This is a genomic window from Pseudomonas mendocina (assembly GCF_003008615.1).
Lineage (GTDB): Bacteria > Pseudomonadota > Gammaproteobacteria > Pseudomonadales > Pseudomonadaceae > Aquipseudomonas > Aquipseudomonas mendocina_C.
Map to the genome: position 1 here is coordinate 4,120,514 of NZ_CP027657.1, position 25,799 is coordinate 4,146,312.

Annotated in this window: 20 protein-coding genes; 9 read left to right on the top strand and 11 right to left on the bottom strand. The window is 60.6% G+C overall.

All coding sequences use genetic code 11. The features are described 5' to 3' along the window. Positions 1-4: 4 nt before the first annotated feature. Positions 5-697: a GNAT family N-acetyltransferase gene (locus C7A17_RS19210; protein WP_106739523.1), complete on the bottom strand. Its 693-nt coding sequence runs from the start codon at positions 695-697 to the stop codon at positions 5-7. A gap of 152 nt (positions 698-849) precedes the next feature. Here C7A17_RS19210 and C7A17_RS19215 point away from each other — a divergent pair, with 152 nt between their 5' ends. Further along, entirely contained in the window at positions 850-1,272 is a 423-nt protein-coding gene (locus C7A17_RS19215; RefSeq protein WP_106739524.1) for a DUF4952 domain-containing protein, read from the top strand. 69 nt (positions 1,273-1,341) lie between these two features. Here the strand turns inward: C7A17_RS19215 and C7A17_RS19220 are convergent, their stop codons facing one another. The 5 genes from C7A17_RS19220 to C7A17_RS19240 form a co-directional block, all read right to left on the bottom strand. Continuing rightward, complete coding sequence (locus C7A17_RS19220; RefSeq protein ID WP_106739525.1) at positions 1,342-1,857, bottom strand: hypothetical protein; 516 nt, start codon at positions 1,855-1,857, stop codon at positions 1,342-1,344. Between the two features lie 923 nt (positions 1,858-2,780). After that, positions 2,781-3,557, bottom strand: coding sequence for a hypothetical protein (locus C7A17_RS19230; RefSeq protein ID WP_106739527.1), 777 nt, complete (start codon positions 3,555-3,557; stop codon positions 2,781-2,783). A 529-nt stretch (positions 3,558-4,086) separates the two neighbouring features. Then, positions 4,087-5,760 carry a hypothetical protein gene (locus tag C7A17_RS26820; protein ID WP_158704686.1) on the bottom strand — a complete coding sequence of 558 codons (1,674 nt, stop codon included), beginning with the start codon at positions 5,758-5,760 and terminating at the stop codon, positions 4,087-4,089. 77 nt (positions 5,761-5,837) lie between these two features. Continuing rightward, positions 5,838-7,088, bottom strand: a complete 1,251-nt coding sequence (locus C7A17_RS19235) for a ribonucleotide-diphosphate reductase subunit beta (RefSeq protein ID WP_106739528.1) — start codon at positions 7,086-7,088, stop codon at positions 5,838-5,840. Positions 7,089-7,544: 456 nt separating this feature from the next. Then, positions 7,545-10,454 carry a ribonucleoside-diphosphate reductase subunit alpha gene (locus C7A17_RS19240; protein ID WP_106739529.1) on the bottom strand — a complete coding sequence of 970 codons (2,910 nt, stop codon included), beginning with the start codon at positions 10,452-10,454 and terminating at the stop codon, positions 7,545-7,547. Between the two features lie 762 nt (positions 10,455-11,216). Here C7A17_RS19240 and C7A17_RS19245 point away from each other — a divergent pair. Genes C7A17_RS19245 through C7A17_RS19255 form a run of 3 tightly spaced genes read left to right on the top strand, consistent with a single transcriptional unit; the run spans position 11,217 to position 14,124 of the window. Beyond that, positions 11,217-11,939, top strand: coding sequence for a response regulator (locus tag C7A17_RS19245; RefSeq protein WP_106739530.1), 723 nt, complete (start codon positions 11,217-11,219; stop codon positions 11,937-11,939). Next, complete coding sequence (locus C7A17_RS19250; RefSeq protein ID WP_106739531.1) at positions 11,936-12,520, top strand: GNAT family N-acetyltransferase; 585 nt, start codon at positions 11,936-11,938, stop codon at positions 12,518-12,520. The genes C7A17_RS19245 and C7A17_RS19250 overlap by 4 nt, the downstream gene beginning before the upstream one ends. After that, positions 12,517-14,124 (top strand): ATP-binding protein, encoded by a 1,608-nt coding sequence (locus C7A17_RS19255; RefSeq protein ID WP_106739532.1) that lies wholly within the window; start codon positions 12,517-12,519, stop codon positions 14,122-14,124. The genes C7A17_RS19250 and C7A17_RS19255 overlap by 4 nt, the downstream gene beginning before the upstream one ends. A gap of 77 nt (positions 14,125-14,201) precedes the next feature. Here C7A17_RS19255 and C7A17_RS19260 read toward each other — a convergent pair whose 3' ends face one another. Beyond that, a complete protein-coding gene (locus tag C7A17_RS19260) occupies positions 14,202-14,906 on the bottom strand; it encodes a 4'-phosphopantetheinyl transferase family protein (RefSeq protein ID WP_106739533.1) in 705 nt (234 codons plus the stop codon). A 467-nt stretch (positions 14,907-15,373) separates the two neighbouring features. On the opposite strand from C7A17_RS19260, the gene C7A17_RS19265 reads away from it, so the two are divergent. Next, entirely contained in the window at positions 15,374-17,248 is a 1,875-nt protein-coding gene (locus C7A17_RS19265; protein ID WP_106739534.1) for an MFS transporter, read from the top strand. Positions 17,249-17,318: 70 nt separating this feature from the next. Here the strand turns inward: C7A17_RS19265 and sugE are convergent, their stop codons facing one another. The 3 genes from sugE to C7A17_RS19280 form a co-directional block, all read right to left on the bottom strand. After that, positions 17,319-17,633, bottom strand: a complete 315-nt coding sequence (gene sugE / locus C7A17_RS19270; protein WP_106739535.1) for a quaternary ammonium compound efflux SMR transporter SugE — start codon at positions 17,631-17,633, stop codon at positions 17,319-17,321. A 318-nt stretch (positions 17,634-17,951) separates the two neighbouring features. Next, positions 17,952-18,899 carry a bile acid:sodium symporter family protein gene (locus C7A17_RS19275; RefSeq protein ID WP_106739536.1) on the bottom strand — a complete coding sequence of 316 codons (948 nt, stop codon included), beginning with the start codon at positions 18,897-18,899 and terminating at the stop codon, positions 17,952-17,954. Positions 18,900-19,066: 167 nt separating this feature from the next. Beyond that, a complete protein-coding gene (locus C7A17_RS19280) occupies positions 19,067-19,936 on the bottom strand; it encodes a MurR/RpiR family transcriptional regulator (RefSeq protein ID WP_106739537.1) in 870 nt (289 codons plus the stop codon). A 212-nt stretch (positions 19,937-20,148) separates the two neighbouring features. Between C7A17_RS19280 and zwf the strand changes: the two genes are divergently transcribed. The 4 genes from zwf to C7A17_RS19300 all read left to right on the top strand — a co-directional run bounded on the left by zwf (position 20,149) and on the right by C7A17_RS19300 (position 25,066). Continuing rightward, positions 20,149-21,618 carry a glucose-6-phosphate dehydrogenase gene (gene zwf, locus C7A17_RS19285; protein ID WP_106739538.1) on the top strand — a complete coding sequence of 490 codons (1,470 nt, stop codon included), beginning with the start codon at positions 20,149-20,151 and terminating at the stop codon, positions 21,616-21,618. Beyond that, on the top strand, positions 21,605-22,318 hold the full coding sequence (gene pgl, locus C7A17_RS19290; RefSeq protein ID WP_106739539.1) for a 6-phosphogluconolactonase: 714 nt from the start codon (positions 21,605-21,607) through the stop codon (positions 22,316-22,318). Before zwf ends, pgl begins: the two co-directional genes overlap by 14 nt. Beyond that, positions 22,318-22,989 (top strand): bifunctional 4-hydroxy-2-oxoglutarate aldolase/2-dehydro-3-deoxy-phosphogluconate aldolase, encoded by a 672-nt coding sequence (locus C7A17_RS19295; RefSeq protein ID WP_106739540.1) that lies wholly within the window; start codon positions 22,318-22,320, stop codon positions 22,987-22,989. Before pgl ends, C7A17_RS19295 begins: the two co-directional genes overlap by 1 nt. A 154-nt stretch (positions 22,990-23,143) precedes the next feature. Then, positions 23,144-25,066 (top strand): methyl-accepting chemotaxis protein, encoded by a 1,923-nt coding sequence (locus C7A17_RS19300; RefSeq protein ID WP_106739541.1) that lies wholly within the window; start codon positions 23,144-23,146, stop codon positions 25,064-25,066. Positions 25,067-25,140: 74 nt separating this feature from the next. Here C7A17_RS19300 and C7A17_RS19305 read toward each other — a convergent pair whose 3' ends face one another. Beyond that, positions 25,141-25,674, bottom strand: coding sequence for an REP-associated tyrosine transposase (locus tag C7A17_RS19305; protein ID WP_106739542.1), 534 nt, complete (start codon positions 25,672-25,674; stop codon positions 25,141-25,143). Positions 25,675-25,799: the final 125 nt, after the last annotated feature.

The window sequence follows — 25,799 nt, forward strand, 5'->3', positions numbered from 1 at the left end:
TCTGCTAGTGAACGGTTGGCGTGAGACGCTCGCGTACGAGTTGTTGAGCCTCGTAGGCCAACTGATCGAGGTAATGGTCACGCTGTGTTTCTGCCTCACTCATTGCCTGCTTACCGTGCTGCTTTAGCAGGTAGGCGTGAATCTGACGCACTTCGGTGGACTGAAACACCGGAGCCAGATCCTGCACCGCCACCATACCGTCGGAGCGCTGGTCACGGGTATTCATCAGCACCTGCGAGCCATGCGCGGCCAGCACCTGAAACCCCATCGTTTCGAAGTAGGGCACCTTGCTTGCCACGCACGTCAGTTCGACATGCGGCCTGCGCTCGATGAGTTGCCGCAGCATGGCCCTTGCGACACCAAGCTGGCGGTGGCTGGCCTGTACGGCCATATAGCTCAGGGTGCAGGCTTCGGGGTCATCCTGGCTGGGTAGATAAAGAGTGAAACCCAGCACCTGGGACGGGTCTTCATCATCCAGAGCCAGCAGCAACTGCGCGGGGCTATCCGCTTCACCATTCATGGCCTGAAGATGTAGATGCACTTCGTAGCCGATCACGTACTGGTACAACTGATAGAGCGGGTTGCTGGGCGTCAGCGGCACCGGGCTGATATCGCTGAAGTAATCCACCACCATTTGCAGCACCTGGCTTTTCAGGGATTCGGGTGGTGGGGTGTTCAGGTGGGTGAGGGTGAACATGGCAAGGCAGGTCTCATGAATCGGCGGGCGTCATTGTAACGCTTTGCAGGGTGGAGTCCGGGCTGCTTGCTACGCACGGCTACCTGTCTGTTGATAAGGGCATGAAAGAAGGAAAAGGGAAATCTATTGGAACGCTGGTTATGGATAAGTGAATGAATCGGTTGATCAGCGGGCTTCTTTTTCTGGTGCTGTCGGCGCTGGTTGGTTGTGCGCAAGCGGAACTGCGCTGCGAGGACTTTCTCGCGAAGCTCAGTGATAAACCCGGGTTTGTGGAGCTTCTGGAGTGCACTCAAGATATCGATGCTCAGGGAAAGCCTTTCGTCGCCCGCTATCGCGTAAAGGGCTCGGATGCACGTGAGGCCGAACAGTACATGAGTCGTCACTTCGGTCAGCCAGCGCTTCGATACATCTGTTGTGGTTGGGATTCAACGCCTTACTTTTATCGTGATGAAACGACGCAGTTGGGGTACATGCTCGGCATGGGATCCGAGGAGACGCCTGTAAACAAACGTGATTCCTGGCCAGAGATAACGTTTTTCTACATCAATGTTTCTCTGGCGACTGAAGAGCCTTGATCGTTTCGCCGAATGAATCGTTACGTAGGGGGAGAGGTACTTTTTCATCCGCTGCGGCTGGTGTGCGGTCTATTTGCTACCGTCCTGCTGGCGCTGGGCGGTGTCTTTCATCTTGGCGGAGAGGATCGCCGCTTCGATTGCCTTCACCGTACCCTTGGCCGGAGGCATTTCGAAGACGGCACTTTCGGCGAGGGTGTAGAGGCGCTCGCTGCTATTCAGGGTTAGTTCGAGAAATGCTACGTGCTCCGACCAGGAGCGATAGCGGCGCACCATGAAGATGCTGTGTCTGGCCTTGATCGAGCTGATCTTCGCCAGAGGAATCCGGCGGTTGTTGGTCTCGCCGCACAGCACCAGTTCGTCCGCGTGGATGAACGCCGGTTGGCTTTTGTCGACCCTGAGCCATTCCACGATGAAGCGGCACGCCATTACCAATATGACGCAGGGTAGGGCAGAAAGAAGGGCGAATTCATCGTTTGCCACTCCCTTCAGCGTGATGCCTGTCATGACCAGCAGGAAGAGGAGGGTAATGATTCTGTAGAACTGGACGTTGCCGAACTCCGGTTCGGACAGTAAGCGAACTTCCATGCATCATTTTCCTGGAGGGCTATTGCTGCGGAGCTGGAACAGCGTATTGCATCTGTTCGCGGTGCTGCTGGATCTGCTCCGCAAAATGTAGGCAGGGCATTCGATGGAGGAAAACGCTCTGCGTTTGTTCTGGCGACTAGCTACGGAGTGAACCCGCCGCTGATTTGTGGTTCTTGACACCGGTTTCGCCCTTACGGCGGGTCACTTCTGGCAAACGCCTAGATGGCCGGCCCCGCCAAAATTAACCAAGAGGTCTTTGCCCCTGGCATCCGGCCCGACTTCGTCGGGTTGATTCGCTGCGCTCACCCTGCGGGCCAGCCTTCGGTTTTTACTGCGCTGCGCTTCGTTTCACAACGATTCCACTCGGCCTCCTGACGGGGCGTTTGGCGTCGTCTGTGAGATTGGCGTTCCAACATTAAAGAGCCCGAGTATCGCGGCAACGCCACGATGCTTTCGGGATGTTCTGAAAATGTCATTTATCGTCACTCCCGCGAAGGCGGGAGCCCAGGACGCTCGCAGGTTCTGGGTTCCCGCCTGCGCGGGAATGACGACTTTTTCAGGGGTTCCTTGGCTCTGCTTTTTCTTTTGATTTACCTGCACCGCCAGATCAGACGACGAGATCCCCGAATCCCGTCAGGAGGCCGAGTGGAGGTGCTGTGGAGAGTGGCGTTTGGCATGGATGGCCCTTCGCGACGACCCTCGTAACAGCGCCAGAGCGAGGGGAGTGGAGCGTAGCGAAACCCGGATGCCGGATGCGCTTTCTCTTTGGTTACTTTCTGCGCGAGCGAAGCGAGTCAAGTGACTCGCCGTAAGGGCGAAACCAGTAGAAGAGGGCGACGTAGCAAATAAATCTGTCCCATTTTTTGATTGCTCGGACTGGCAGATGCGCACGCTACGGCAGAGTTATATCTACAGACCCGTAATTACAGGCTTACAAATGATTGCTTGATTCCATTCAGCTCGGCTGCCTGCGCACTCGTGAAGCCCAGGTTGTGGTGCAACCTCGTTGGCACTAGCACCTCTGCCAGATCGGTATCGGTACTCATGTTGCCGATCTCGGCAAATCCTTCTCGGTGGACGGCTACTTTGCTGGCATCTGCCTGGACGCCGGACTTCTGGTGAGCAGCGAGTCTGAGGGCGAACTTGAGGAGCGGATCCTGGCTGAACGTGATTTTCACGATTATGCCCTCAGCATCCGTGGCGTTCGCGTTGCCGAATGCGGAAACTTTTCGCAGAGAAGACGACATCCAGTACCGATAATGGTCGGTATTGATATGGTTGAACGTGCCCTGGAATGGATTAGGGAGATTCTTGACCGCGTCCCACTCCCCTTGGCTCATCTTGCGGTAGTAGACGCTAGGCTGAATCACGTCCTGCGAGATGAATATGCGAGTTTTGAAGGCGACGTGATCGAAGTCCTGAAGCTTGTGGGGTGATGAGAGGATTTTGGTAAGCGCCGTATCGACGCTCTTGCGAATCCAGGGTTCGCCGAGGGCCTCCCAGATGACGTCCTTTTTCAGCTTGAGCGGATCCTGAATTCCTGGGAACTGGTTGAAGTAGCCTCTCTTGACGAACTCGTGCGGAGCCCAATACTTTGCGTGCGGAGGGAGTTCCGCGAAGGTGTCTGGAGCACACTTCGACAAGTGCCGGTAAAAAAAGCTCAGGGCGATTTCGATCCCACACTTCTTGCATCCAGGCATAACATCCTCCGGCGAAGGTCATTCAACGAACCACAACGAAGATATAGCAGATCCTCTTTTGTGATGGCTATCCGGGCCGCTTTCTTGCTGCTGGAGTGAGCCCTCTGCTGTTGTTTGTTGCTCTGCCTTCCACAAAACGCTCATGCACCGCGATCCCCGAATCCCGTCAGGAGGCCGAGTGGAGGTGCTGTGGAGAGGGGCGTTTGGCATGGATGCCAAACGAGGAGTGATGGGCCAGGGATGGCCCTTCGCGACGACCCTCGGAGCAGTGCCGGAGCGAGGGGAGTTGAGCGCAGCGAAACCCGGATGCCGGGCGCGCTTTCTCTTTGGTTACTTTCTCTTTCGCGCGAGCAAAGAGAAACGGAGCGCAGCGGAGTAACAGCCGCAGGCTGGCCCGAAGGGCGAGCGAAGCGAGTCAAGTGACTCGCCGTAAGGGCGAAACCGGTAAGTGTGAACGACAGAGAAAATAAATCTGTCCCCTTTTTCACGGCGGTCTGTCCCCATCTCCTTTCTCGGGTAGCTCTTGCGATTATGATTTTTCTTTTAATTTCACGGTTATATCTTGAAAGTGGAATTCTTCATTTGTTGGCGAGTGAGTAAATTCATTTTGAATATTATTTATGAATAACGGGATGTTCGTTAGTCTATTTTTCTTTTCTAGCTTCTTCGATGCAAACAATATTTCATGCCATCCTAGCCACACTGCGCGCTCATCTTGGTTGGTAATGTCTCCGAAACGAGCTGTATATCTAGCTATGACATATATTATGGGTCGTGAGTTTGAGTTGGAATGTGAGTTTACATTGATTCCTAACGAACCTTTTATTTCAGTGCTGGTTCTGGAACCTACCCAGGTGTTTACAGAATCAACCCATTTGTTTGCTTGTAAAATGTTCGTACTTCTGCTTTTTCGCTGAGAGGTTGAGCGGCCGTATATGTCGTGCCATTTTAATTGGATAAGGGCAATGTCGCCGCTATGCCTGTCTATAATGACTGCATCTATGTCAGTTAGTGTTGAGTTATCTTTTCTTTTTAGCTTGAATCCTGTGGCGGGGATTGAGTAATGGGACTTGGGGAATGCTTTTTCCAAGTCGGATCTAAATTGATCCTCTCTACGGTCTACAGCTCTATCCCAATCAGCCGTGTATGTGGCTCGCAAATGCCTAAATAATGCGTAATAAGGATTTGAGAGAGCGCCAAAACAGGGCAAGAGGAAGAAGTCCTTACCGTACTCAATGTAAAAAGGACAGGGTGTTTCAAAGTCTCTTTCCCATTCGGTAATGCTTTGAGATGTGACCGTCAATGCTTCAATGGTTGTTTTTACTAGTTCAGGCTTTAACCCTGCTTCTATCCATACGTCTGATATATCTTCTTTTCTAACATACAGTGTGTTTACGTTTTCTAACGAGATATGTGGGTGTTTAGTTTTCAGGGTTTTTGCAAAGTCAATATGGCTCAGGATTCTTCCCAGCGCTTGTTCGCAAATAAGCTTCCACTCTTTAAACGATCTGTCTCCAATGATTGAGTCGTCAGGAAGAGCTTCGCGCTCTAGGAAGTTATGTCCGTAAATAGCGGCTTTTTTTCTATATAAATTCACTAGCTCAAAGTCGTTGTCATATTTGATAAACCATTCGTTAGCGCAGTCCACGTAGCTGTACATTTTTCGAGTTATTTTTTTGTTCTCAATTTTTAACAATTCGCCGCTTTTAGATTTTGGCGCTTCGCTCGCTAGTGCTAACTTTTGAAGCGTTGTTTGGGCGCGTTCTACCAAAGAGGCTTTTGTATCTATTGATATTTCTACTACAGACTTGTCTTCGCTGACATGCGTCTTCGATAGACCTGTGGCTTCCAGCGAGGCGAGTCTTAATAAGTGGGATAGTTTTCCTAGGCTTGTGAGGTAGGAGTAAGTGTGCGCGCTTAGCCTTGCGTCACTTGGCATCCAAGGGATTGGACCTGGGATATCCTGTATTTTAGGTAGCAGTAATTTGAATGCGGCTGCAGCGCCTCTTGCCACATAGAAGTAGCCTTCTTGTGTGGCAGTTGACTGTTTTGTCTCTCTGCTCAGGCCAATTCCTACAGTTTTTTCTAATTCGCGAGTTATATAGACAACTGCCTCTTGCTCGCGGCCTTCCCATTGAGAGGCAGCTATATTTTGCAGTTCTTCTATCTTTTTAATTAGCAGTCTTTTTGCTTCGCTTTCCATGTTCGTGGTGTTCCAGTTCCTGAGAAATAAAAAAGGCCGCTTAAAGCGGCCTTTTTTATTTATAAAAATCTACTGTGTCAATCCCAGCTCAACGCCCCACCAGTCTGATACTCGATCACTCGGGTCTCGAAGAAGTTCTTCTCCTTCTTCAGATCCATGATCTCACTCATCCACGGGAAGGGGTTGGTAGTACCCGGGTACTCTTCCTTCAGGCCGATCTGGGTCAGGCGGCGGTTGGCGATGAATTTGAGGTAGTCCTCCATCATCGCGGCGTTCATGCCCAGTACGCCGCGCGGCATGGTGTCACGCGCGTATTCGATCTCCAGCTGGGTGCCCTGCAGGATCATCTGGGTCGCTTCGTCCTTCATCTGGGCGTCCCACAGGTGCGGGTTTTCGATCTTGATCTGGTTGATCACGTCGATGCCGAAGTTCAGGTGCATGGACTCGTCACGCAGGATGTACTGGAACTGCTCGGCGGTGCCGGTCATCTTGTTGCGGCGGCCCATGGAGAGGATCTGGGTGAAGCCGCAGTAGAAGAAGATGCCTTCCAGTACGCAGTAGTAAGCGATCAGGTTACGCAGGAACTGGCGGTCGGTTTCCGGGGTGCCGGTCTGGAACTTGGGATCGGAGATCGAGCGGGTGTACTTGAGGCCCCAGGAGGCTTTTTTCGCGACGCTCGGGATCTCGTGGTACATGTTGAAGATCTCGCCTTCATCCATGCCCAGCGATTCGATGCAGTACTGGTAGGCGTGGGTGTGAATCGCTTCCTCGAAGGCCTGGCGCAGGATGTACTGGCGGCACTCGGGGTTGGTGATCAGGCGGTACACGGCCAGTACCAGGTTGTTGGCAACCAGGCTGTCGGCGGTGGAGAAGAAGCCGAGGTTGCGCATGACGATGCGGCGCTCGTCTTCGCTGAGACCGTCTGTGGATTTCCACAGCGCGATGTCGGCGTTCATGTTCACTTCCTGCGGCATCCAGTGGTTGGCGCAACCATCCAGATACTTCTGCCAGGCCCAGTCGTACTTGAAGGGTACGAGCTGGTTGAGGTCGGCGCGGGCGTTGATCATCTGCTTGTCGCCGACCTGTACGCGCGCGGAGGCGCCTTCGAGGTCGTCCAGGCCTTCCTGAATGTCGAGGTCGTTCAGGGCTTTCTTGGCGCGAGCGACGGCGTCGGAGTCGTTGGCGTCAACGGCGCGTGCCTGCTCGACCGAGCCGGCAGCTTCGCTGTCGAGCTTGTCGAAGTTGGTGCCGGCGCTTTGTGCGGTGGCTTTGCTTGCGGCGGCTGCTTCTGCGCCGTCTTCCTTGTCGAATTCATCCCAGCTCAGCATGGCTTGGCTCCTGCGTGAGGGCCGGTGAATAAACCGGCCTGTATGGATATACAGATAATTTGAATTATGTTCCGTTGCGTGATGCGCGCAAGGGTAAACGGGTACCACTGGTCAGCAGGCGATGGATTGCTGGCTGACCGTTGCCACTCGACCCGGAGGAGGAGGGGCGGGAATTGGTGGGGAGGGGTGGCCCTGTAGGAGCGGATTTATCCGCGAATTTCGCGGCTGAAGCCGCTCCTACGGAAGAGCTTTGCCCTCTCCCTAACCCTCTCCCGCAAGCGGGAGAGGGGATTAACCGTGTGTTGCTTCAGCTTTTCATTCAGCTATCGAGCGTGTAGCTGAGCGAGTAGTCGCAAGGCACCTGCTGGAGTGGAGCCCCTGAGCGTACGCATGTACGTGATGGGGGCCGCTCTAGCAGGTAACGCCGCGAATGCCGCTCAGATCCACGCGCCAGCCTTACTGACAAGCTTCGCAGTCGGGTTCATCGATGGCGCACGCTTTCGGTACTGGCGCCGGGGCCGGTGCGGCCTGCTGAGCCGGAGCCTGAGCCTTGGCCGAGAAGCCTTCGTCGCCACCAGCGGACACTGCGTTGAGCTTGCCGGTGTTGATGGTGGATTTCTCGGTGCTGGTGGCGGCCAGGGCACGGAGGTAGTAGGTGGTTTTCAGGCCACGGTACCAGGCCATGCGGTAGGTCACGTCCAGCTTCTTGCCCGAGGCGCCGGCGATGTACAGGTTCAGCGACTGAGCCTGGTCGATCCACTTCTGGCGACGGCTGGCAGCGTCGACGATCCACTTGGTTTCCACTTCGAACGCGGTGGCGTACAGGTCTTTCAGATCCTGCGGGATGCGCTCGATCTGCTGCACGGAGCCGTCGTAGTACTTCAGGTCGTTGACCATGACGCTGTCCCACAGGCCGCGGTTCTTCAGGTCGCGAACCAGGTAGGGGTTGATCACGGTGAATTCGCCGGAGAGGTTCGATTTCACGTACAGGTTCTGGTAGGTCGGCTCGATGGACTGCGACACGCCAATGATGTTGGAGATGGTCGCGGTCGGCGCGATGGCCATGATGTTCGAGTTACGAATACCTTTCTTCACGCGCTCGCGGATCGGTGCCCAGTCCAGCGACTCGGACAGGTCGACGTCGATGTACTTCTGGCCACGGGCCTCGATCAGGATCTGCTGCGAATCCAGCGGCAGGATGCCCTTGCTCCACAGCGAGCCTTCGAAGGTGCTGTAGGCGCCGCGCTCTTCGGCCAGGTCACAGGAAGCCTGGATGGCGTAGTAGCTGATGGCTTCCATCGACTTGTCGGCGAACTCGACGGCAGCGTCGGAGCCATAGGCGATGTGCTGCAGGTACAGGGCGTCCTGGAAGCCCATCAGGCCGAGGCCGACCGGACGGTGCTTGAAGTTGGAGTTACGTGCCTGGTCGACGCTGTAGTAGTTGATGTCGATGACGTTATCGAGCATGCGCACAGCGGTCTTCACGGTGCGGCCGAGTTTCTCGATGTCCAGCTTGCCGTCGACGATGTGGTTGACCAGGTTGACCGAACCCAGGTTGCAGACGGCGATCTCGTCCTTGTTGGTGTTCAGGGTGATCTCGGTGCACAGGTTGGAGCTGTGTACCACGCCCACGTGCTGCTGCGGGCTGCGCAGGTTGCACGGATCCTTGAAGGTCAGCCATGGGTGGCCGGTCTCGAACAGCATCGAGAGCATCTTGCGCCACAGGTCTTTGGCCTGGATGGTCTTGTACAGCTTGATCTTGCCGTACTCGATCAGGGCTTCGTAGTACTCGTAGCGTTCTTCGAAGGCCTTGCCGGTCAGGTCGTGCAGATCCGGTACTTCGGACGGGCTGAACAGGGTCCACTTGCCGTCTTCGAAGACGCGCTTCATGAACAGGTCCGGAATCCAGTTGGCGGTGTTCATGTCGTGGGTACGACGACGGTCGTCACCGGTGTTCTTGCGCAGCTCGAGGAATTCCTCGATGTCCATGTGCCAGGTTTCCAGGTAGGCGCAGACCGCGCCCTTGCGTTTGCCGCCCTGGTTGACCGCCACGGCGGTGTCGTTGACCACTTTGAGGAAGGGCACGACGCCCTGGGATTTGCCGTTGGTGCCCTTGATGTAGGAGCCCAGCGCGCGCACTGGAGTCCAGTCGTTACCCAGACCGCCGGCGAATTTGCTCAGCATGGCGTTGTCGTGGATGGCGCCGTAGATGCCCGACAGGTCGTCCGGGACGGTGGTCAGGTAGCAGGACGACAGCTGCGGACGCAGGGTGCCGGCGTTGAACAGGGTCGGGGTCGACGCCATGTAGTCGAACGAGGACAGCAGGTTGTAAAACTCGATGGCGCGGTCTTCGCGGTTCTTCGGCTCTTCGATGGCCAGGCCCATGGCCACGCGCATGAAGAACACCTGCGGCAGTTCGAAACGGATGCCGTCCTTGTGGATGAAGTAGCGGTCGTACAGGGTCTGCAGGCCCAGATAGGTGAACTGCTGGTCACGCTCGTGGTTCAGCGCCTTGCCCAGCTTCTCCAGGTCGTACTCTTTGAGTTTCGGGTCGAGCAGTTCGAATTGCGAGCCAGCTTCGACATAGGCCGGCAGGGCCTTGGCGTACAGGTCGGCCATCTCGTGGTGAGTGGCGCTGCCAGTGATGTTGAGGAAGGTCAGGGCTTCGGCGCGGATGTTGTCCATCAGCAGGCGGGCGGTGACGTAGCTGTAGTTCGGCTCACGCTCGACCAGGGTACGGGCGGTCATCACCAGGGCGGTGTTGACGTCTTTCTCGGCCACGCCGTCGTACAGGTTCTTCAGGGTTTCGCGCTCGATCAGCGAACCGTCGACTTCAGCCAGACCTTCGCAGGCTTCGCGAATGATGGTCTGCAGGCGGCCCATGTCCAGCGGCTGCAGGCTGCCATCGGCGGCGGTGATGCGGATGCTCGGGTGCGGCTGGGCGATTTCGCTGCCGGCATTGGCGTTCTTGCGCTTGCTGGCCTGGGCTTCGCGGTAGATCACGTAGTCGCGGGCGACTTTCTGCTCGCCGGCACGCATCAGGGCCAGTTCGACCTGATCCTGGATTTCTTCGATGTGGATGGTGCCGCCGGACGGCATGCGGCGCTTGAAGGTGGCGGTGACCTGTTCGGTCAGGCGCGCGACGGTATCGTGAATGCGCGAAGAGGCAGCGGCGGTACCGCCTTCCACTGCGAGGAACGCTTTGGTGATGGCGACGGTGATCTTGTCATCGGTGTAGGGGACGACGGTGCCGTTGCGCTTGATCACGCGTAGCTGGCCGGGAGCGGTTGCAGCCAGATTCTGGGAGGAATCGTCGGTCTGCGGCGCCACGGCCTGCGGGTTCTCGCGAGTGATGTCGGTCTGCATGGGGATCTCCGTGTTCTGTAATTTTCTGGTTGGACGTCACGATTAGAAACCGCGCCCTGTCCGCCGTTCATTCCATTAACAACTGAGCCGCACGCGGCAGCGAGGCCGGGCACGGGGTGTTGCAAGAGCGGGCAGGTAGGGCACGACTTCGGATGCCGTCCTGGCGCAAAAGTCAAAGCGGGGCATTACCACACCCCGCCTACTACATATAGTGGTCGGTCAACGAATATGTCCGTTGCCTGACCAGCTCACGGGCACCTTCGAGGAAATGCTCCGCGGCTGTAGCCCAGGCTTGGCCTGGGCTTGCTTGAATCTGTCGGTGTAATCACTGGAAAACGCTGCGAAAAGGGCTTGCGCGATACGTGATTCTTGTATCCGGTATTTCGCTTCAACCCAATATCTGGTGGGTGCTTCGCGATGGGGATACAAGATAGTGCGCTGTGTGAGGCAATGCAAGGTACTCGGCGAAGAACAACCTGTGGATAAGGTGTGAGTGCCTTGTGGGTGTTGGCGGGCAAGCCCCCGTCATTTCTGGCTCTGCCTGTGGGTGACCGTTCGTCGCCCATGACGGGTGGATTTCAGTGCGATGTCGAAGCTGTTCGGCAGCGCACAGACTACCACTATATATAGTGCTTTTGGCATGTGCTGTGCTTACCGTTGATGGTTCTGCAGGTCGCTGCGCCTGCCGCTCGCGCAGAGCAGGGCCAGACCCTAGAATGGGCGTCGTTTTCCGACCGTGGCCTGGTGCAGAGGGGAGTGGGTGTGGAACAAGAAGCGTGGCAGATCCTCATCGTCGAGGATGACCAGCGCCTGGCGCAGTTGACCCGGGAATACCTGGAGGGTAATGGCCTGCGTGTCGCCATCGAAGCCGATGGTGCCAAGGCGGCGGCGCGGATTCTCGCCGAGCAGCCGGATCTGGTGATGCTCGACCTGATGTTGCCGGGCGAGGACGGCCTGACCATCTGCCGCAAGGTGCGCGCTGGCTACAAGGGGCCGATCCTGATGCTGACGGCGCGCACCGACGACATGGATCAGGTGCTCGGGCTGGAGATGGGCGCCGATGACTATGTGTGCAAGCCGGTGCGCCCCCGTGTGCTGCTGGCGCGTATCCGTGCACTGCTGCGTCGCCAGGGTGGCGAGGCTGAGCGCGATGATGGTGGGCCGCGCCGGCTGCAGTTCGGCCCGCTGGCCATCGACAAGGCGATGCGCGAGGCCTGGCTCGGTGAGCAGGGTATCGAGCTGACCAGCGCCGAATTCGATCTGCTGTGGCTGCTGGCGGTCAACGCCGGACGCATCCTGTCGCGCGAGGAAATCTTCGGCGCCCTGCGTGGCATCGAGTACGACGGCCAGGATCGCTCCATCGATGTGCGCATTTCGCGTATTCGGCCCAAGATCGGTGACGATCCAATGCACCCGCGCCTGATCAAGACCGTGCGCAGCAAGGGCTATCTGTTCGTTGCCGAGGCGGCGGAGGCGCTGCTTTGAGCAAGCCGGCGAAGAGCGTTCGAGCCAGCGAAGACGCCCGGTTTCCTGTTCTGGAGACCGGGCGTTTGCGTTTACGGGAGATCGTCGAGGAGGATATCCGCTCCATCTTCCTTGGCCTTTCCGACCCGCAGGTGATCCGCTACTACGGCGTTTCCTATGCCACGCTGGAAGCCACCCAGGCGCAGATGGACTGGTACCGCGAACTGCTGCTCGAACGCACGGGCATCTGGTGGGGCATCTGCCGTCCGGACAACCCGGCAGAACTGCTCGGCGCTTGCGGTTACAACGACTGGGAGCGCCGCCACCGTCGTGCCGAGCTGGGCTACTGGCTGATGCCCGAGCACTGGCGCCGTGGGGTGATGCGCGAGAGCCTGGAGGCCGTGATCGCCTATGGCTTCGAAGCGATGGATCTGCACCGCATCGAGGCCGTGGTGGACACGGAAAACCTGGCCAGCAGCGGCCTGCTGCGGGGCCTGGGCTTTGCCCACGAAGGTGTGCGCCGCGAGTGCGAGTACCAGGAGGGGCGTTATCTCAGCCTGGATTGCTTCGGTCTGCTCAGCAGCCAGAGAACCGCGCGATGAACTCCATCTTTCTGCGAATCTACGGCGGTATGCTCGCCGCCCTGGTGCTGGTGGCGCTGCTCGGTGTGGGCACCTTGCACCTGGTCAACGAGGTGCGTGGCGACCAGTACCGTGAAGGGCTGGCGCGCGGCACGTTCCGTCTGATGGCGGACAACCTGCTGGGCATGAGCGAGGTGGAGCGCCGCCGTGCCCTGGTGGTGTGGTCGCGCCTGCTGGGCATTCCGCTGCGCCTGCAGGAGATGGACGAAGTGCACCTGGAGACGGGCGAGCGCAATCGGCTGCAACGCGGTCATGTGCTGGTGCAGCAGACCGGTCCGCACTCGGCCAAGGTCTACGGCCTGCTCGACGGCAAGCAGCCGCTGTTGCTGACCGGTGAGATTCAGCAGATCAGCGAGCAGTTGGCGCGGGCCACCAACTATCTGTTGATCGACGAGCTGATCCGTTACCCGGTCGACGAGCAGCCGCAGCGTCTGGCCGAGTTGAAGGCAGCCAAGCAGTTCGGCTTCGACCTGCATCTGGTGCGCCTGGACGAGGCGTTGCTCGATCTCGATCAGCGTCGGCGTATCGACGAGGGCGATACGGTGATGGCGCTGGGCAGGGGCGGTGATTCCATCCATGTGTTCTCCGGCATCGTCGACACGCCCTGGGTGCTGGAAATCGGCCCGCTGTATCAGATGAACCCTTATCCGCCGCAGTTGCTGGTGTTCATCGGCGCATTGGGGTTGAGCCTGATCGGCCTGATCGTCTATCTGCTGGTGCGCTCGCTGGAGCAGCGTCTGCGCGTGCTGGAAGGCGCCGCCACACGGATTGCCAGTGGCCGCCTGGATGCGCGCGTGCCGACCCGTGGCGCCGACTCGGTGGGGCGTCTGGCCAGCAGTTTCAATGCCATGGCCGAGCACCTGCAGACCTCGCTGAGCACCCAGCGTGAGCTGGTGCGCGCGGTGTCGCACGAGCTGCGCACGCCGGTGGCGCGCCTGCGTTTCGGCCTGGAGATGATCGCCGATGCCGAGAGCGAAACGGCCCGACGCAAGTACATGGATGGCATGGACAGCGATATTCAGGATCTCGACAAGCTGGTGGACGAGATGCTGACCTACGCGCGCCTGGAGCAGGGCTCGCCGGCGTTGAATTTCCAGCAGGTGGAACTCAAGGCGCTGATCGATCAGGTGATCGAAGAGCTGGCGCCGCTGAGCACTACCGTGCGTGTGGAGTGCGGGGCGATTCTCAGTGTGCAGGCCGATACCGCCTGCTGGGTCGAGGCCGAGCCGCGCTACCTGCACCGCGCCCTGCAGAACCTGGTGAGCAACGCCATGCGTTACGCCGAAGGGCGGGTGTTGATCAGTTGCCAGGTGGGCTACAAGCGTTGCCGCATCGATGTCGAGGATGACGGGCCGGGTGTGCCGGAGGAGGCCTGGGAGCGGCTGTTCAGCCCCTTCCTGCGCCTGGACGACAGCCGCACGCGCTCTTCGGGTGGGCATGGCCTGGGGCTTTCCATCGTGCGCCGGATCATCTATTGGCACGGCGGTCGCGCGCAGATCAGCCGCAGCGAGAGCCTCGGCGGCGCGCGCTTCAGCCTGGTATGGCCGCGGCGTCAGGGGGAGTAGGGCGCGTTCGTGTTGGGCTTGGTGCGCACGGCGCACCCTACTGATCGCAGGTAGGGTGCGCCGTGCGCACCGAATGATCAGGCCTCCACCGCCACCAGGCTCAGCACCTTGCCGTCGAACAGGGCGAATTGCCCGTCCAGTTCGGCGCCGGTGCGCCAGTCGCGATTCAGGTCGATCAGCAGGCGCAGGCGCGCGCTGTCGTGGTCGCAGCCCAGCAGCTCGGCATCATGAAAGTAGAAGTGCGTCAGGGTCAGTGGGTAGAGCGCCTTGAACAGGCTTTCCTTGAGCGAGAAGGTCAGGCTGATGTGCAGGGCGCGGGCTTCGTCGTCCAGCCCGTCGAGGCGTGCCAGTTCGTTTGGTGTGAGGATTTCGCCTTGCAGGCGCAGGGCGCGGTCGGCTGGCAGCAGGCGTTCCACATCCATGCCGATGGCGCGCCACTGGTCGCTGGCGGCCACCAGGGCGGCGGCCCAGTTGTCGCCGTGGGTGATGGAGCCGCTTACGCCGGCGGGCCACTGCGGCGCGCGATCTTCCCCAACGGCGGGGGCGATGGCATGGCCGTTGAGGCGACGCAGGGCTTCACGGGCGCACAGGCGGCCGGCCAGGTATTCACTCTGGCGCTTGGCCACGCCGCGTACCGGGGGAATGTCGCAGCGCTCGCAGTCGCCTGCGGCGAACTGCGCCGGGTCGAAGCGGGTGCTGATCAGGTGCGCGCCGGCCAGTGGGCGTGGCAGTGGATCGTGATCGTCAAGCGCGCTGCAGCAGGCGGGGTGATAGGTGTTCATGGGGCGCGATTGTGCCGTGGCGCGGACTGCTCAGTCATCCGCCGTTTACATTTCTTTGCAGGCAGTTAACAAAGCTAAACGGACGTTGCCCCTGGCTTTTGTCAGACTGCGCGGGCATTCCCTAGGGATTGCAGGTGAGGTTGTAGTCAGTGCGAGGGCACTGACGTTTTCTCCGAGTTCGAGAACGGTAGCCCGATTGGGTTGCCGTTTTTTTTCGCCTGTCATATTGGGTGGGTGACGAGGCCGATACGTTGCCCCAGTTGCGCTTCGTCGGGGCTGCCTCGTAGGGTGCGCCGTGCGCATCAAGCTGGTATCGCGGTATTCCCGGTGCGCGCAGCGCACCCTACGAGGTGTGCGCCTGGCGAGTCGTATCGCCAAGGCGTTCGCATTTGCGCTGTGGCTTTTGCCTGGGCAATTGCAGTCAAATGCCTGTGCGGGCAATTCGACCCCCGCGAGGACCATGGACGATGTCTCAACAATCGCAATTCGCTCTGCTCGGCAAGAAGCGCTTTCTGCCGTTTTTCGTGACGCAATTGCTCGGCGCCTTCAACGACAACATCTTCAAGCAGTCGCTGATTCTCGTCATTCTGTTCAAGCTCAACACGGACGCCGACCGCGACCTTCTGGTCAATCTGTGCGCGTTGCTGTTCATCCTGCCGTTCTTCCTGTTCTCCGCGCTCGGCGGTCAGTTCGGCGAGAAGTTCGCCAAGGACGCGCTGATCCGCAAGCTCAAGCTGGTGGAGGTGTTCATCCTCTTCGCCGGTGCCGCCGGTGTGCTGTTCAACAACCTCACGCTGATGCTCGCCGTGCTGTTCGCCATGGGCACGCAGTCGGCGCTGTTCGGCCCGGTGAAGTATTCGATCCTGCCGCAGCATCTGCAGGAAAAAGAGCTGGTCGGCGGTAACGCTCTGGTGGAGATGGGCACCTTCCTGGCGATTCTGGCCGGCACCATCGGCGCCGGAGTCATGATGGCCAGCAGTCACTATGCGCCCATCGTTGCCGGATCCGTGGTGGTGGTTGCACTGATCGGCTACCTGGCCAGCCTGGGCATCCCCCGCGCGGAGCCGGCCATGCCGTCGCTGCGCATCGACTGGAACATCTTCCGTCAGACCTGGCTGACCCTGAAACTCGGCCTTGGCCAGCGCCCGGCGGTGTCGCGCTCGCTGGTCGGCAACTCCTGGTTCTGGTTCCTCGGTGCGGTGTACCTGACGCAGATTCCCGCCTACGCCAAGCAGTGGTTGTATGGCGACGAGAGCGTGGTGACGCTGATCCTCACCGTGTTCTCGCTGGGTATCGGCTTGGGCTCGATGCTCTGCGAGCGCATGAGCGGGCATAAGGTGGAGATTGGCCTGGTGCCATTCGGCTCCATTGGCCTGACCCTGTTCGGCATTCTGCTGTGGTGGTTCTCCGGCGGCTTCCCGCAGGGCGACGGGCTGCATGACTGGATGGCGCTGCTGGGTTACGGCCAGGCCTGGTGGATTCTCGGCTGCATACTTGGCATCGGTCTGTTTGGCGGTTTCTATATCGTGCCGCTGTACGCGTTGATCCAGTCGCGTACCGTCGAGCACGAGCGGGCGCGAGTGATTGCTGCCAACAACATCCTCAATGCCTTGTTCATGGTGGCGTCGGCCATCGTCGCGATTCTTTTTCTCAGCGTGGCCGGGCTGTCGATTCCGCAGTTGTTCCTGGTGGTCTCGCTGATGAACGTCGCGGTCAACAGCTACATCTTCAAGATCGTCCCCGAGTTCAGCATGCGCTTTCTCATCTGGCTGCTGGGGCATTCGATGTACCGTGTCGAGCACAAGGGCTTGCAGGCGATCCCCGAGGAAGGCCCGGCGGTGCTGGTGTGCAACCACGTGTCGTTCGTCGATGCGTTGCTGATCGGTGGCGCGATCCGCCGGCCGGTGCGCTTCGTCATGTATTACAAGATCTACGACCTGCCGGTGCTCAACTTCATCTTCCGCACTGCCGGCACCGTGCCGATCGCCGGGCGTAACGAGGATCTGCTGATCTATGACGCTGCGTTCAAGAAGATTGCCGAGTACCTGCGCAACGGCGAGCTGGTGTGCATCTTCCCCGAGGGCAAGTTGACCGGTGATGGGGAGATCAACGAGTTCAAGGCTGGTGTCGAGCGCATTCTCGAAGAGAATCCGGTGCCGGTGATCCCGATGGCGTTGCAGGGGCTGTGGGGCAGCTTCTTCAGCCGTGACCCGAACAAGGGTTTCTTCCGGCGCTTGTGGTCGCGGGTGTGTCTGGTAGCCGGTGCGCCGGTAGCGCCGGAGCTGGCCAAGCGCGAAGCGCTGCAAGTGCAAGTGAGCGAGTTGCGCGGCGACTGGCGTTGATGTCGCTGCGCATGGCGCACCCTACGTGAGGCGATGGTGCCCGCCGTAGGGTGCGCTGTGCGCACCAGCCTTAGTGACTCATCTTCAACCCGATCAGCCCGGTGATGATCAGCGCGACGCTGGCCAGGCGCATCAGCGCCATGGACTCGCCGAACAGGATGATGCCGGCGATCACCGTGCCCACGGCGCCGACGCCGGTCCAGATCGCGTAGGCGGTGCCCAGTGGCAACTCTTTCATGGCCAGGCCGAGCAGGCCGAGGCTGACCAGCATGGCGCTGACGGTCAGCAGGGTCGGCAGGGGGCGGGTGAAGCCTTCGGTGTACTTCAGGCCGATGGCCCAGCCGACTTCGAACAGGCCGGCAAGCAGCAGAATGATCCAGGACATGATGACCTCCAGTGAGTGCTGAAGGGGCCGTCCCCGGATGAGCCACCCTGTGATCAGGGTGCGGAGGTCGTCCTCGCGTGCGCCAATATTGTGCATATTGGCGCGTCCGGAACAAGTCGCCCCGTATTGGTGCGATTCATCGGGCTATGTCTGCGTTAAGTGCTGGGGGTTGGTGCAAAGGCCCGTAGGGTGGGCCGGGCGGCGCTCCGCTTCAGCCCGCCAGCGGCGGTCAGCGTGGGCTAAAGCCCACCCTGCAAGGCTCCGAGCCTTCCCTGAACCGCTTGGCAACAGCTAACGCAGACATAGCGATTCATCGAGTCAGTGGGCGCTTTTCTCGGCGTCCTGGCCCATACGACGGAACACCGTGGCGATCAGGGCGCCGGAGAGGTTGTGCCAGACGCTGAACAAGGCGCTGGGTACGGCCGCCAGCGGGCTGAAATGGGCGCTGGCCAGAGCGGCGCCGAGGCCGGAGTTCTGCATGCCCACTTCGATGGACATTGTCTTGCGCTGCGCCAGCGGCATGCCGCACAGGCGGGCGGCCAGATAGCCTAGCGTCAGACCGATGCTGTTGTGCAGGATCACCACCAGCATGATCAGCAGGCCGGATTCGGCGATCTTGGCCTGGCTGGCGGCCACGACCGCGGCGACGATGGCGACGATGCTCACCACCGAGATCAGCGGTAGTACATCCACGGCGGTTTTCACCCGCTCACCCAACAGACGCTGAGCGATCAGGCCGAGGATGATCGGCAGCAGTACCATTTTCAGGATCGAAATGAACATCGCGCTGAAGGAGACCGGCAGCCACTCCGATGCCAGCAGCCAGATCAGTGTCGGCGTGACGATGGGGGCGAGCAGGGTGGTGACCGAGGTGATCGACACCGACAGGGCCAGGTCGCCACGGGCGAACCAGGTGATCACGTTGGAGGCGGTGCCGCCTGGGCAGCAGCCGACCAGGATCACGCCGACGGCGATCTCCGGCGGTAGGGCGAACAGCTGGCACAGCAGCCAGGCGGTGCCGGGCATGATGATGAACTGCGCCAGCACGCCCACCAGCACGGCGAGGGGGCGACGCGCCACTTCGCGGAAATCGGCGGCTTTCAGGGTCAGCCCCATGCCGAACATGATCAGTCCGAGCAGCGGTACGATCCAGCTGGTCAGTGGCAGGAACCACGTCGGCTGGAAGAACGCCAGAATGGCGAACAGCAACACCCAGATGGCGAAGGTATTGCCGACGAAGCGGCTGAGGGCGATCAGTGCATGCATGGCGGTGTTTCCTGGCAGGTATTCGGAAAAACCGGCAAGCCTACCAGAAGCCGTTCAGGATCGGCTGCGCGTCAACCTCGGGTTCATCGCGGTGTGCACGGCGCCCCTACCCGTATGCCTTGCGCAGCGATCCCGTAGGGTGCGCCGTGCGCACCCGCTTTTAGTACTTACAGCGGTTCTTCGTCCGCCGGGTAACGGCTGGCGCCAAGGCTTTCCTTGATCTTGCGCAGGTGCGGCTGGAAGTCCACGCCACGGCGCAGGGTGACGCCGGTGGCGAGCACGTCGAGCACGGTGAGCTGGATGATGCGCGAGGTCATCGGCATGTAGATGTCGGTGTCTTCCGGCAGCGGAATGTCCAGGCTCAGGGTGCTGGCCCTGGCCAGTGGCGAGCCGGCGGCAGTGAGGCCGAGCACCGAGGCGCCGTTCTCGCGAGCCAGGCGTGCCACCTCCACCAGTTCACGGGTGCGCCCGGTGTAGGAAATGATCACGAACAGATCACCGGTGTGTGCCACCGAGGCGATCATGCGTTGCATAAGCACGTCGGAGTGGGCCGAGACCGCCAGGTTGAAGCGAAAGAACTTGTGCTGGGCATCCAGTGCCACCGAGGCCGATGCGCCAAGGCCGAAGAAGTGGATCTGCCGGGCCTGGATCAGCAGGTCGACGGCGCGGCTGATGTGCTGCGGGTCGAGGCTCTGGCAGGCGCTGTCCAGCGAGGCGATGGTGCTGCCGAAGATCTTCCGGGTATAGGCATCGGGGCCATCGTCGGCCGCGACCGCACGGCTGACATAGGCGGCGCCGCTGGCCAGGCTCTGCGCCAGCTGCATCTTCAGTTCCGGGTAGCCATTGGTGCCGAACGAGCGGCAGAAGCGGTTGACCGTCGGCTCGCTGACGCCGGCGGCCTGGGCGAGGGCGGCGATGCTCAGGCGAGTGGCCTGTTGCGGATCGTGGAGGATCACTTCGGCCACCTTGCGTTCGGCCTTGTTCAGGTCGTCCAGGCGGCTCTGGATCTGTTCCAGCAGGTTGCGCACGCGGTCCATGGGGGCTCCTAGCAGGCGTTGAACGGGTTTGCGATTTCGCGCCAGGGGTGACGGTGATCGGTAAGAAGGCCGGCTTATCCTACTGATCACGCCCTGCGCTCACCACTGATTATCGCCCAATCCAGGAAATGTTGTTGCTATAACAATATTTGTTCTTGATAAAACCACTATCACCCGGTATCTCTAGTGCATCTTGATAAAAGAATAAAATCATGACCGCTTTGAAGCTTGAATCCTGCACCTTGGCTCTGTTCGGCGCGCTGGGTGATCTGGCCCTGCGCAAGCTGTTTCCCGCGCTTTACCAGCTCGATCGTGCCGGTTTGCTCCACGATGACACGCGCATCCTCGCGCTCGCCCGGGACGAGGGTGAACCGCAACGGCATCTGGCAGTCATCGAGCAGGCGTTGCGTCTGCATGTGCCAGCCCAGGAGCTGACGGCCAGCGAACTCGCACGCTTCATGGCGCGCCTGAGCTACCTGCGCATGGATTTTCTCGAGGTCGAAACCTACCCGGCGCTGGCCGAGCAGGTCGGTGTACAGGATCAACTGATCGCCTATTTCGCCACGCCTGCCTCGGTGTACGGCGGCATCTGCGCCAACCTCGCGGCGGCTGGACTGGCCGAGCGCACGCGGGTGGTGCTGGAGAAACCGATCGGCCATGACCTGGCCTCCTCGCGCGCGGTCAACGATGCGGTGGCCAGGGTGTTCGCGGAGAATCGCGTCTATCGTATCGACCACTACCTGGGCAAGGAGACGGTGCAGAACCTGATTGCCCTGCGCTTTGCCAACAGCCTGTTCGAAACCCAGTGGAACCAGAATCACATCTCCCACGTGGAGATCACCGTGGCCGAGCAGGTCGGCATCGAAGGCCGCTGGGGTTACTTCGATCAGGCCGGCCAACTGCGCGACATGATCCAGAACCACCTGCTGCAGTTGCTCTGCCTGATCGCCATGGATCCGCCCAGCGACCTGTCCGCCGACAGCATCCGTGACGAGAAGGTGAAGGTGCTCAAGGCACTGGAGCCGATTGCCGCCGAGCAGCTTGGCCAGCGCGTGGTGCGCGGGCAGTACGTGGCTGGCAGCAGCGGCGGCAAGCCGGTACCGGGTTATCTGGAGGAGGAGAATTCCAACGCCCGCAGCGACACCGAGACCTTCGTCGCGCTGCGTGCCGATATCCGCAACTGGCGCTGGGCTGGCGTGCCGTTCTACCTGCGCACCGGCAAGCGCATGCCGCAGAAGCTGTCGCAGATCGTCATCCACTTCAAGGCGCCGCCGCACTACATCTTCGCTCCGGAGCAGCGCCAGTTGATCGGCAACAAGCTGGTCATCCGCCTGCAACCGGACGAGGGCATCACCTTGCAGGTGCTGACCAAGGATCAGGGCCTGGACAAGGGCATGCAGCTGCGCAGCGGGCCGCTGCAACTGAGCTTTTCCGACACCTATCGCAGCGCGCGCATTCCAGATGCCTATGAGCGTCTGCTGCTGGAGGTGATGCGCGGCAATCAGAACCTGTTCGTGCGCAAGGATGAAATCGAGTACGCCTGGCAGTGGTGTGACCAGTTGATCGCCGGCTGGAAGCGCCTTGGCGAAGCGCCAAAACCCTATACGGCCGGCAGTTGGGGCCCCATGGCCTCGGTGGTCTTGATCACTCGCGACGGGAGGAGCTGGTATGGCGATCTCTGAACTGAAGCTGCCCGAAGGCGTGCTTGCCCATGATCACGCCAGTGCGCAGGCGCTGGCGGATGCGCTGGCCTTGCAGGTGGCTGAGGCCTTGCGCCAGGCCATCGCCACGAGTGGTCGGGCGACTCTGGTGGTCTCTGGCGGGCGCAGCCCGATCGCCTTTTTCGAAGCCCTGGCTCAGCAGGAACTGCCCTGGGCACAGGTCGTGGTGAGCCTGGCCGACGAGCGCTGGGTACCGGTCAATCATGCCAGCAGCAACGAGGCGCTGGTGCGCCGCTATCTGCTCTGCGGGCTGGCTGCCGAGGCGCGTTTTCTCAGCCTCTATCAGGTCGCCGGCAACCTGCAGCAAGCCGCCGAACTGGCCGATGCGGCCTGCGCCGAGCTGGCGCCCATCGATGTGCTGGTGCTGGGCATGGGCGACGATGGCCATACGGCTTCGCTGTTCCCCGCCAGCCCCAATCTGGCCGAGGCGCTGCAGCCAGGCTGCGAGCGACGTGTATTACCGATGCAGGCGCCGAGCGAGCCGAGCCAACGCCTGACCCTGACGCTGCCGGTGCTGGCCAGTGCCCGTTTGCCGCTGCTGGCGATACAGGGCCAGGCCAAGCTGGCGACATTGGCCGAGGCGCTGGCGCCCGGCGATATCGCCCGTCTGCCGATTCGGGCCTTCCTGCATTCTCCTCTCGAAATCCATTGGTGCCCCTGATGACCAGCCCCGATCAGAGCCAGCGTGCGCGCATGGCCGAAAAAATCGCCGAGATCGACCGCATCTGCGCTCAGGCGCGGATCATGCCGGTGATCACCATTGCCCGTGAGGCGGATGTCCTGCCGCTGGCCGATGCGCTGGCTGCTGGCGGCCTGCACGTGCTGGAGATAACGCTGCGCTCCGAGCATGGTCTGGAGGCGATCCGCCGCCTGCGCCGTGAACGCCCCGAGCTCTGCGTCGGTGCCGGCACCGTGCTCGATGAGCAGATGCTGGCTGCGGCGACCGATGCCGGTGCGCAGTTCATCGTCACGCCGGGCAGCACCCGTGAGCTGCTGCTGGCCGCGCTGGACAATCCGTTGCCCCTGCTGCCCGGCGTCAGCAGCGCGTCGGAACTGATGATCGGTTATGCCCTCGGCTATCGCCGCTTCAAGCTGTTCCCGGCCGAAATATGCGGCGGCGTGGCAGCGCTCAAGGCGCTGGCCGGTCCTTTCGGTGGCGTGCGTTTCTGCCCCACTGGCGGCATCACCGTGGACAACCTGCAGCGTTACATGGAGCAGCCCAACGTCATGTGCGTCGGCGGCACCTGGATGTTCCAGCGTGACTGGGTCGAGCGCGGGGACTGGTCGCGTATCCGGCAGTGCAGCAGCGAGGCGTTGCAGCTACTGGCCTGAATGGCACTGCGTGGTGGCCTCTGGCCATTGGCGCGACAAAAGGATTTAACCACTGTGCCGTGTTGGTCGCCTTGATCGTCTGCTGACCCCGTGCTGGCTTCAACAAAAACAATTCTCCAGCGAAACCTGAAATATCCGCAGTTGGAGAATGTTTATGAACACCTGGTTCGCCAATCTTGGCGTCACCCGCAAGCTAGCGCTTGGCTTCGGCCTGGTGCTGGCACTGACCCTGGTTCTCGCCAGCGTTTCCTGGAACAGCATGGGCAGTCTGATTCAGCGCAGCGACTGGACGGCGGACATCAGCCACCTCAACAACCTGCTCAGCGAGCTGCGGGTCAATCGCCTGCGTTACATGCTGGACGATGGCGACGAGAAAATTGCCGAGCAGGTGCAGAAGTCGCTGTCCGACTACAGCACTGCCCATGCCGATGTGCGCAGCCGTTTCCGCAGTGAGGAAAACGTGCGTCTGCTGGCGCAGCAGGCCGAGCAGATCGAGCTTTATCAGCAGTCTTTCAGCCGTATGGTCGAGGCCTATCGCCAGGCGCGCGCCGCCCGTGAAGCAATGGGCGTGCAGGCGCGCAAGGCGTTCGCCGACCTGGAGAGCCTCTACAGCGTCGTGCAGCAGATGAGCGAATACGATGAGCGCCGTCCTGGTCGTTATCAGGCTGTGCGTGACGTGCGTGAAAACCTGCAACTGACGCGTTACGAAGTGCGCGGCTACACGGCCAATCCCAATGCGCAGACCGAGCAACTGGTGACCGCCCAGGTCGAGCGCGCGGTGAAGAGCATCGATGAGCTGGCCGCGGCTTTCGCCGGCGAGCAGAGCGCGGCCATCGATACCGTGCGCGGTGGTCTGGATGACTATCGGCTGGCGGTGCAGCGTTTTCGTCAGGCCAACGACACCATCGTTGCCGCGCGCGTCGAGCTGACCCAGCAGGGCTACGAGATCGTCAGGCTGAGCGAGGCGCTGGCGCAGGTTCAGATCGACCGACGCGACAGCGAAACCGCTGCCGCGCGTAGCCTGCAGATCATCACCACGCTGCTGGCACTGGCACTGGGCGTGTTCTCGGCCAGGGTCATCACCCGTCAGATCACCCGCCCGCTGAGCGACACCCTGGTGGTGGTCGAGCGCATCGCTTCGGGCGATCTCACGGCACTGCCGCCAACCACACGGCGCGACGAGTTGGGCATGTTGCAACAGGGTGTGCAGCGCATGGGTGATACCTTGCGCCAGCTGATCAGTGGCATTCGCGACAGCGTCAGCCAGATTGCCAGCGCTGCCGAGGAGCTTTCGGCCGTGACCGAGCAGACCAGTGCCGGAGTCAACAGCCAGAAGCTGGAGACCGATCAGGTGGCTACCGCCATGCAGGAAATGTCCGCCACCGTGCAGGAGGTGGCGCGCAACGCCGAACAGGCCTCGCTGGCTGCTTCGGATGCGGATCGTGAAGCGCATCAGGGCGATCAGGTGGTGGCCGAGGCCATCGAGCAGATCGAGGAGCTGGCGCAAGAAATGGCGCGCTCCACCGACGCCATGAACCTGCTGCAGCAGGAGAGCGACAAGATCGGCAGCGTCATGGACGTGATCAAGGCGGTTGCCGACCAGACCAACCTGCTGGCGCTCAATGCCGCCATCGAGGCGGCGCGTGCCGGTGAGGCCGGTCGTGGTTTCGCCGTGGTCGCGGACGAGGTGCGCGGTCTGGCGCGGCGCACCCAGCAGTCCACCGAGGAAATCGAAACCCTGATCGCTGCCCTGCAGCGCGGCACCCATCAGGTGGCCAGCGTCATGCAGGAAAGCCGCAGCCTCACCGAGGGCAGCGTGGCCCTGGCGCGCAAGGCCGGTGATGCGCTGGGCGTGATCAACCACAAGGTGTCCAACATCCAGTCGATGAACCAGCAGATCGCCGCTGCTGCCGAGCAGCAGGGCGCGGTGGCCGAGGAAATCGGCCGCAGTGTGCTGAACGTGCGCGACGTTGCCGAACAGACCGCTACCGCCAGTGACGAGACGGCCAAATCCTCGGCCGAGCTGGCGCGCCTGGGCAACCAGCTGCAATCGATGGTCAGCCGCTTCCGCGTCTGATCCGAGTTGGATTCGGTGCGCACGGCGCACCCTACGAGGATTACGGTTCCGTAGGGTGCGCCGTGCGCAGCGGGTCATTCGCCATATTCGCCATCGTCCACTTTGGTATTACCGCCCCAGTTCGCTGGATATACCCCCTTTCTCACCAGCCGATGGAAGCTCGACCACGGCCAGTCCTCTACTCGATGCACCAGGCCATGGCGTACCGGATTGAAATGCAGGTAATCCAGATGCCGGGAGTAGTCCTCCTCATCGCGAATGCGGTGTTCCCAGAAGCGCCGCTGCCAAAGGCCTGATTCGCGGCGCAGGTTACGGCTCAGGCTGACTGTTCCCGGCATGGTCACGGCCTGCGAGGTCAGGCGTTTGATCATCGACCAACGCAGGCCGAAGTCAGCATCACCCTGTGGTAGACGCCAGAGACAATGCAGGTGATCGGGCAGGAGCACCCAGCCTTCGATAGAGAAGGGATATTGGCTTCGTACCTGCTCGATGGCACGCCTTAGAGCTGCGCGCAGCGGTGCATCGGTCAATGTGCTGTGGCATTGGTGGCTGATCAGCGTGAAGAAATAGCAGGCGCCCGCGTCGCGAGCTCGGCGGTAGTTGGACATTCCCTGTCTCCTGAAGTCTTGCCGGCAGATTCAGGATAGTCGGCGGTGCGCACGGCGCACCCTACGTGATCGCGCGGTTTCGTAAGGTGCGCTGTGCGCACCGAGAATATTTCAGCGTGCCTGTC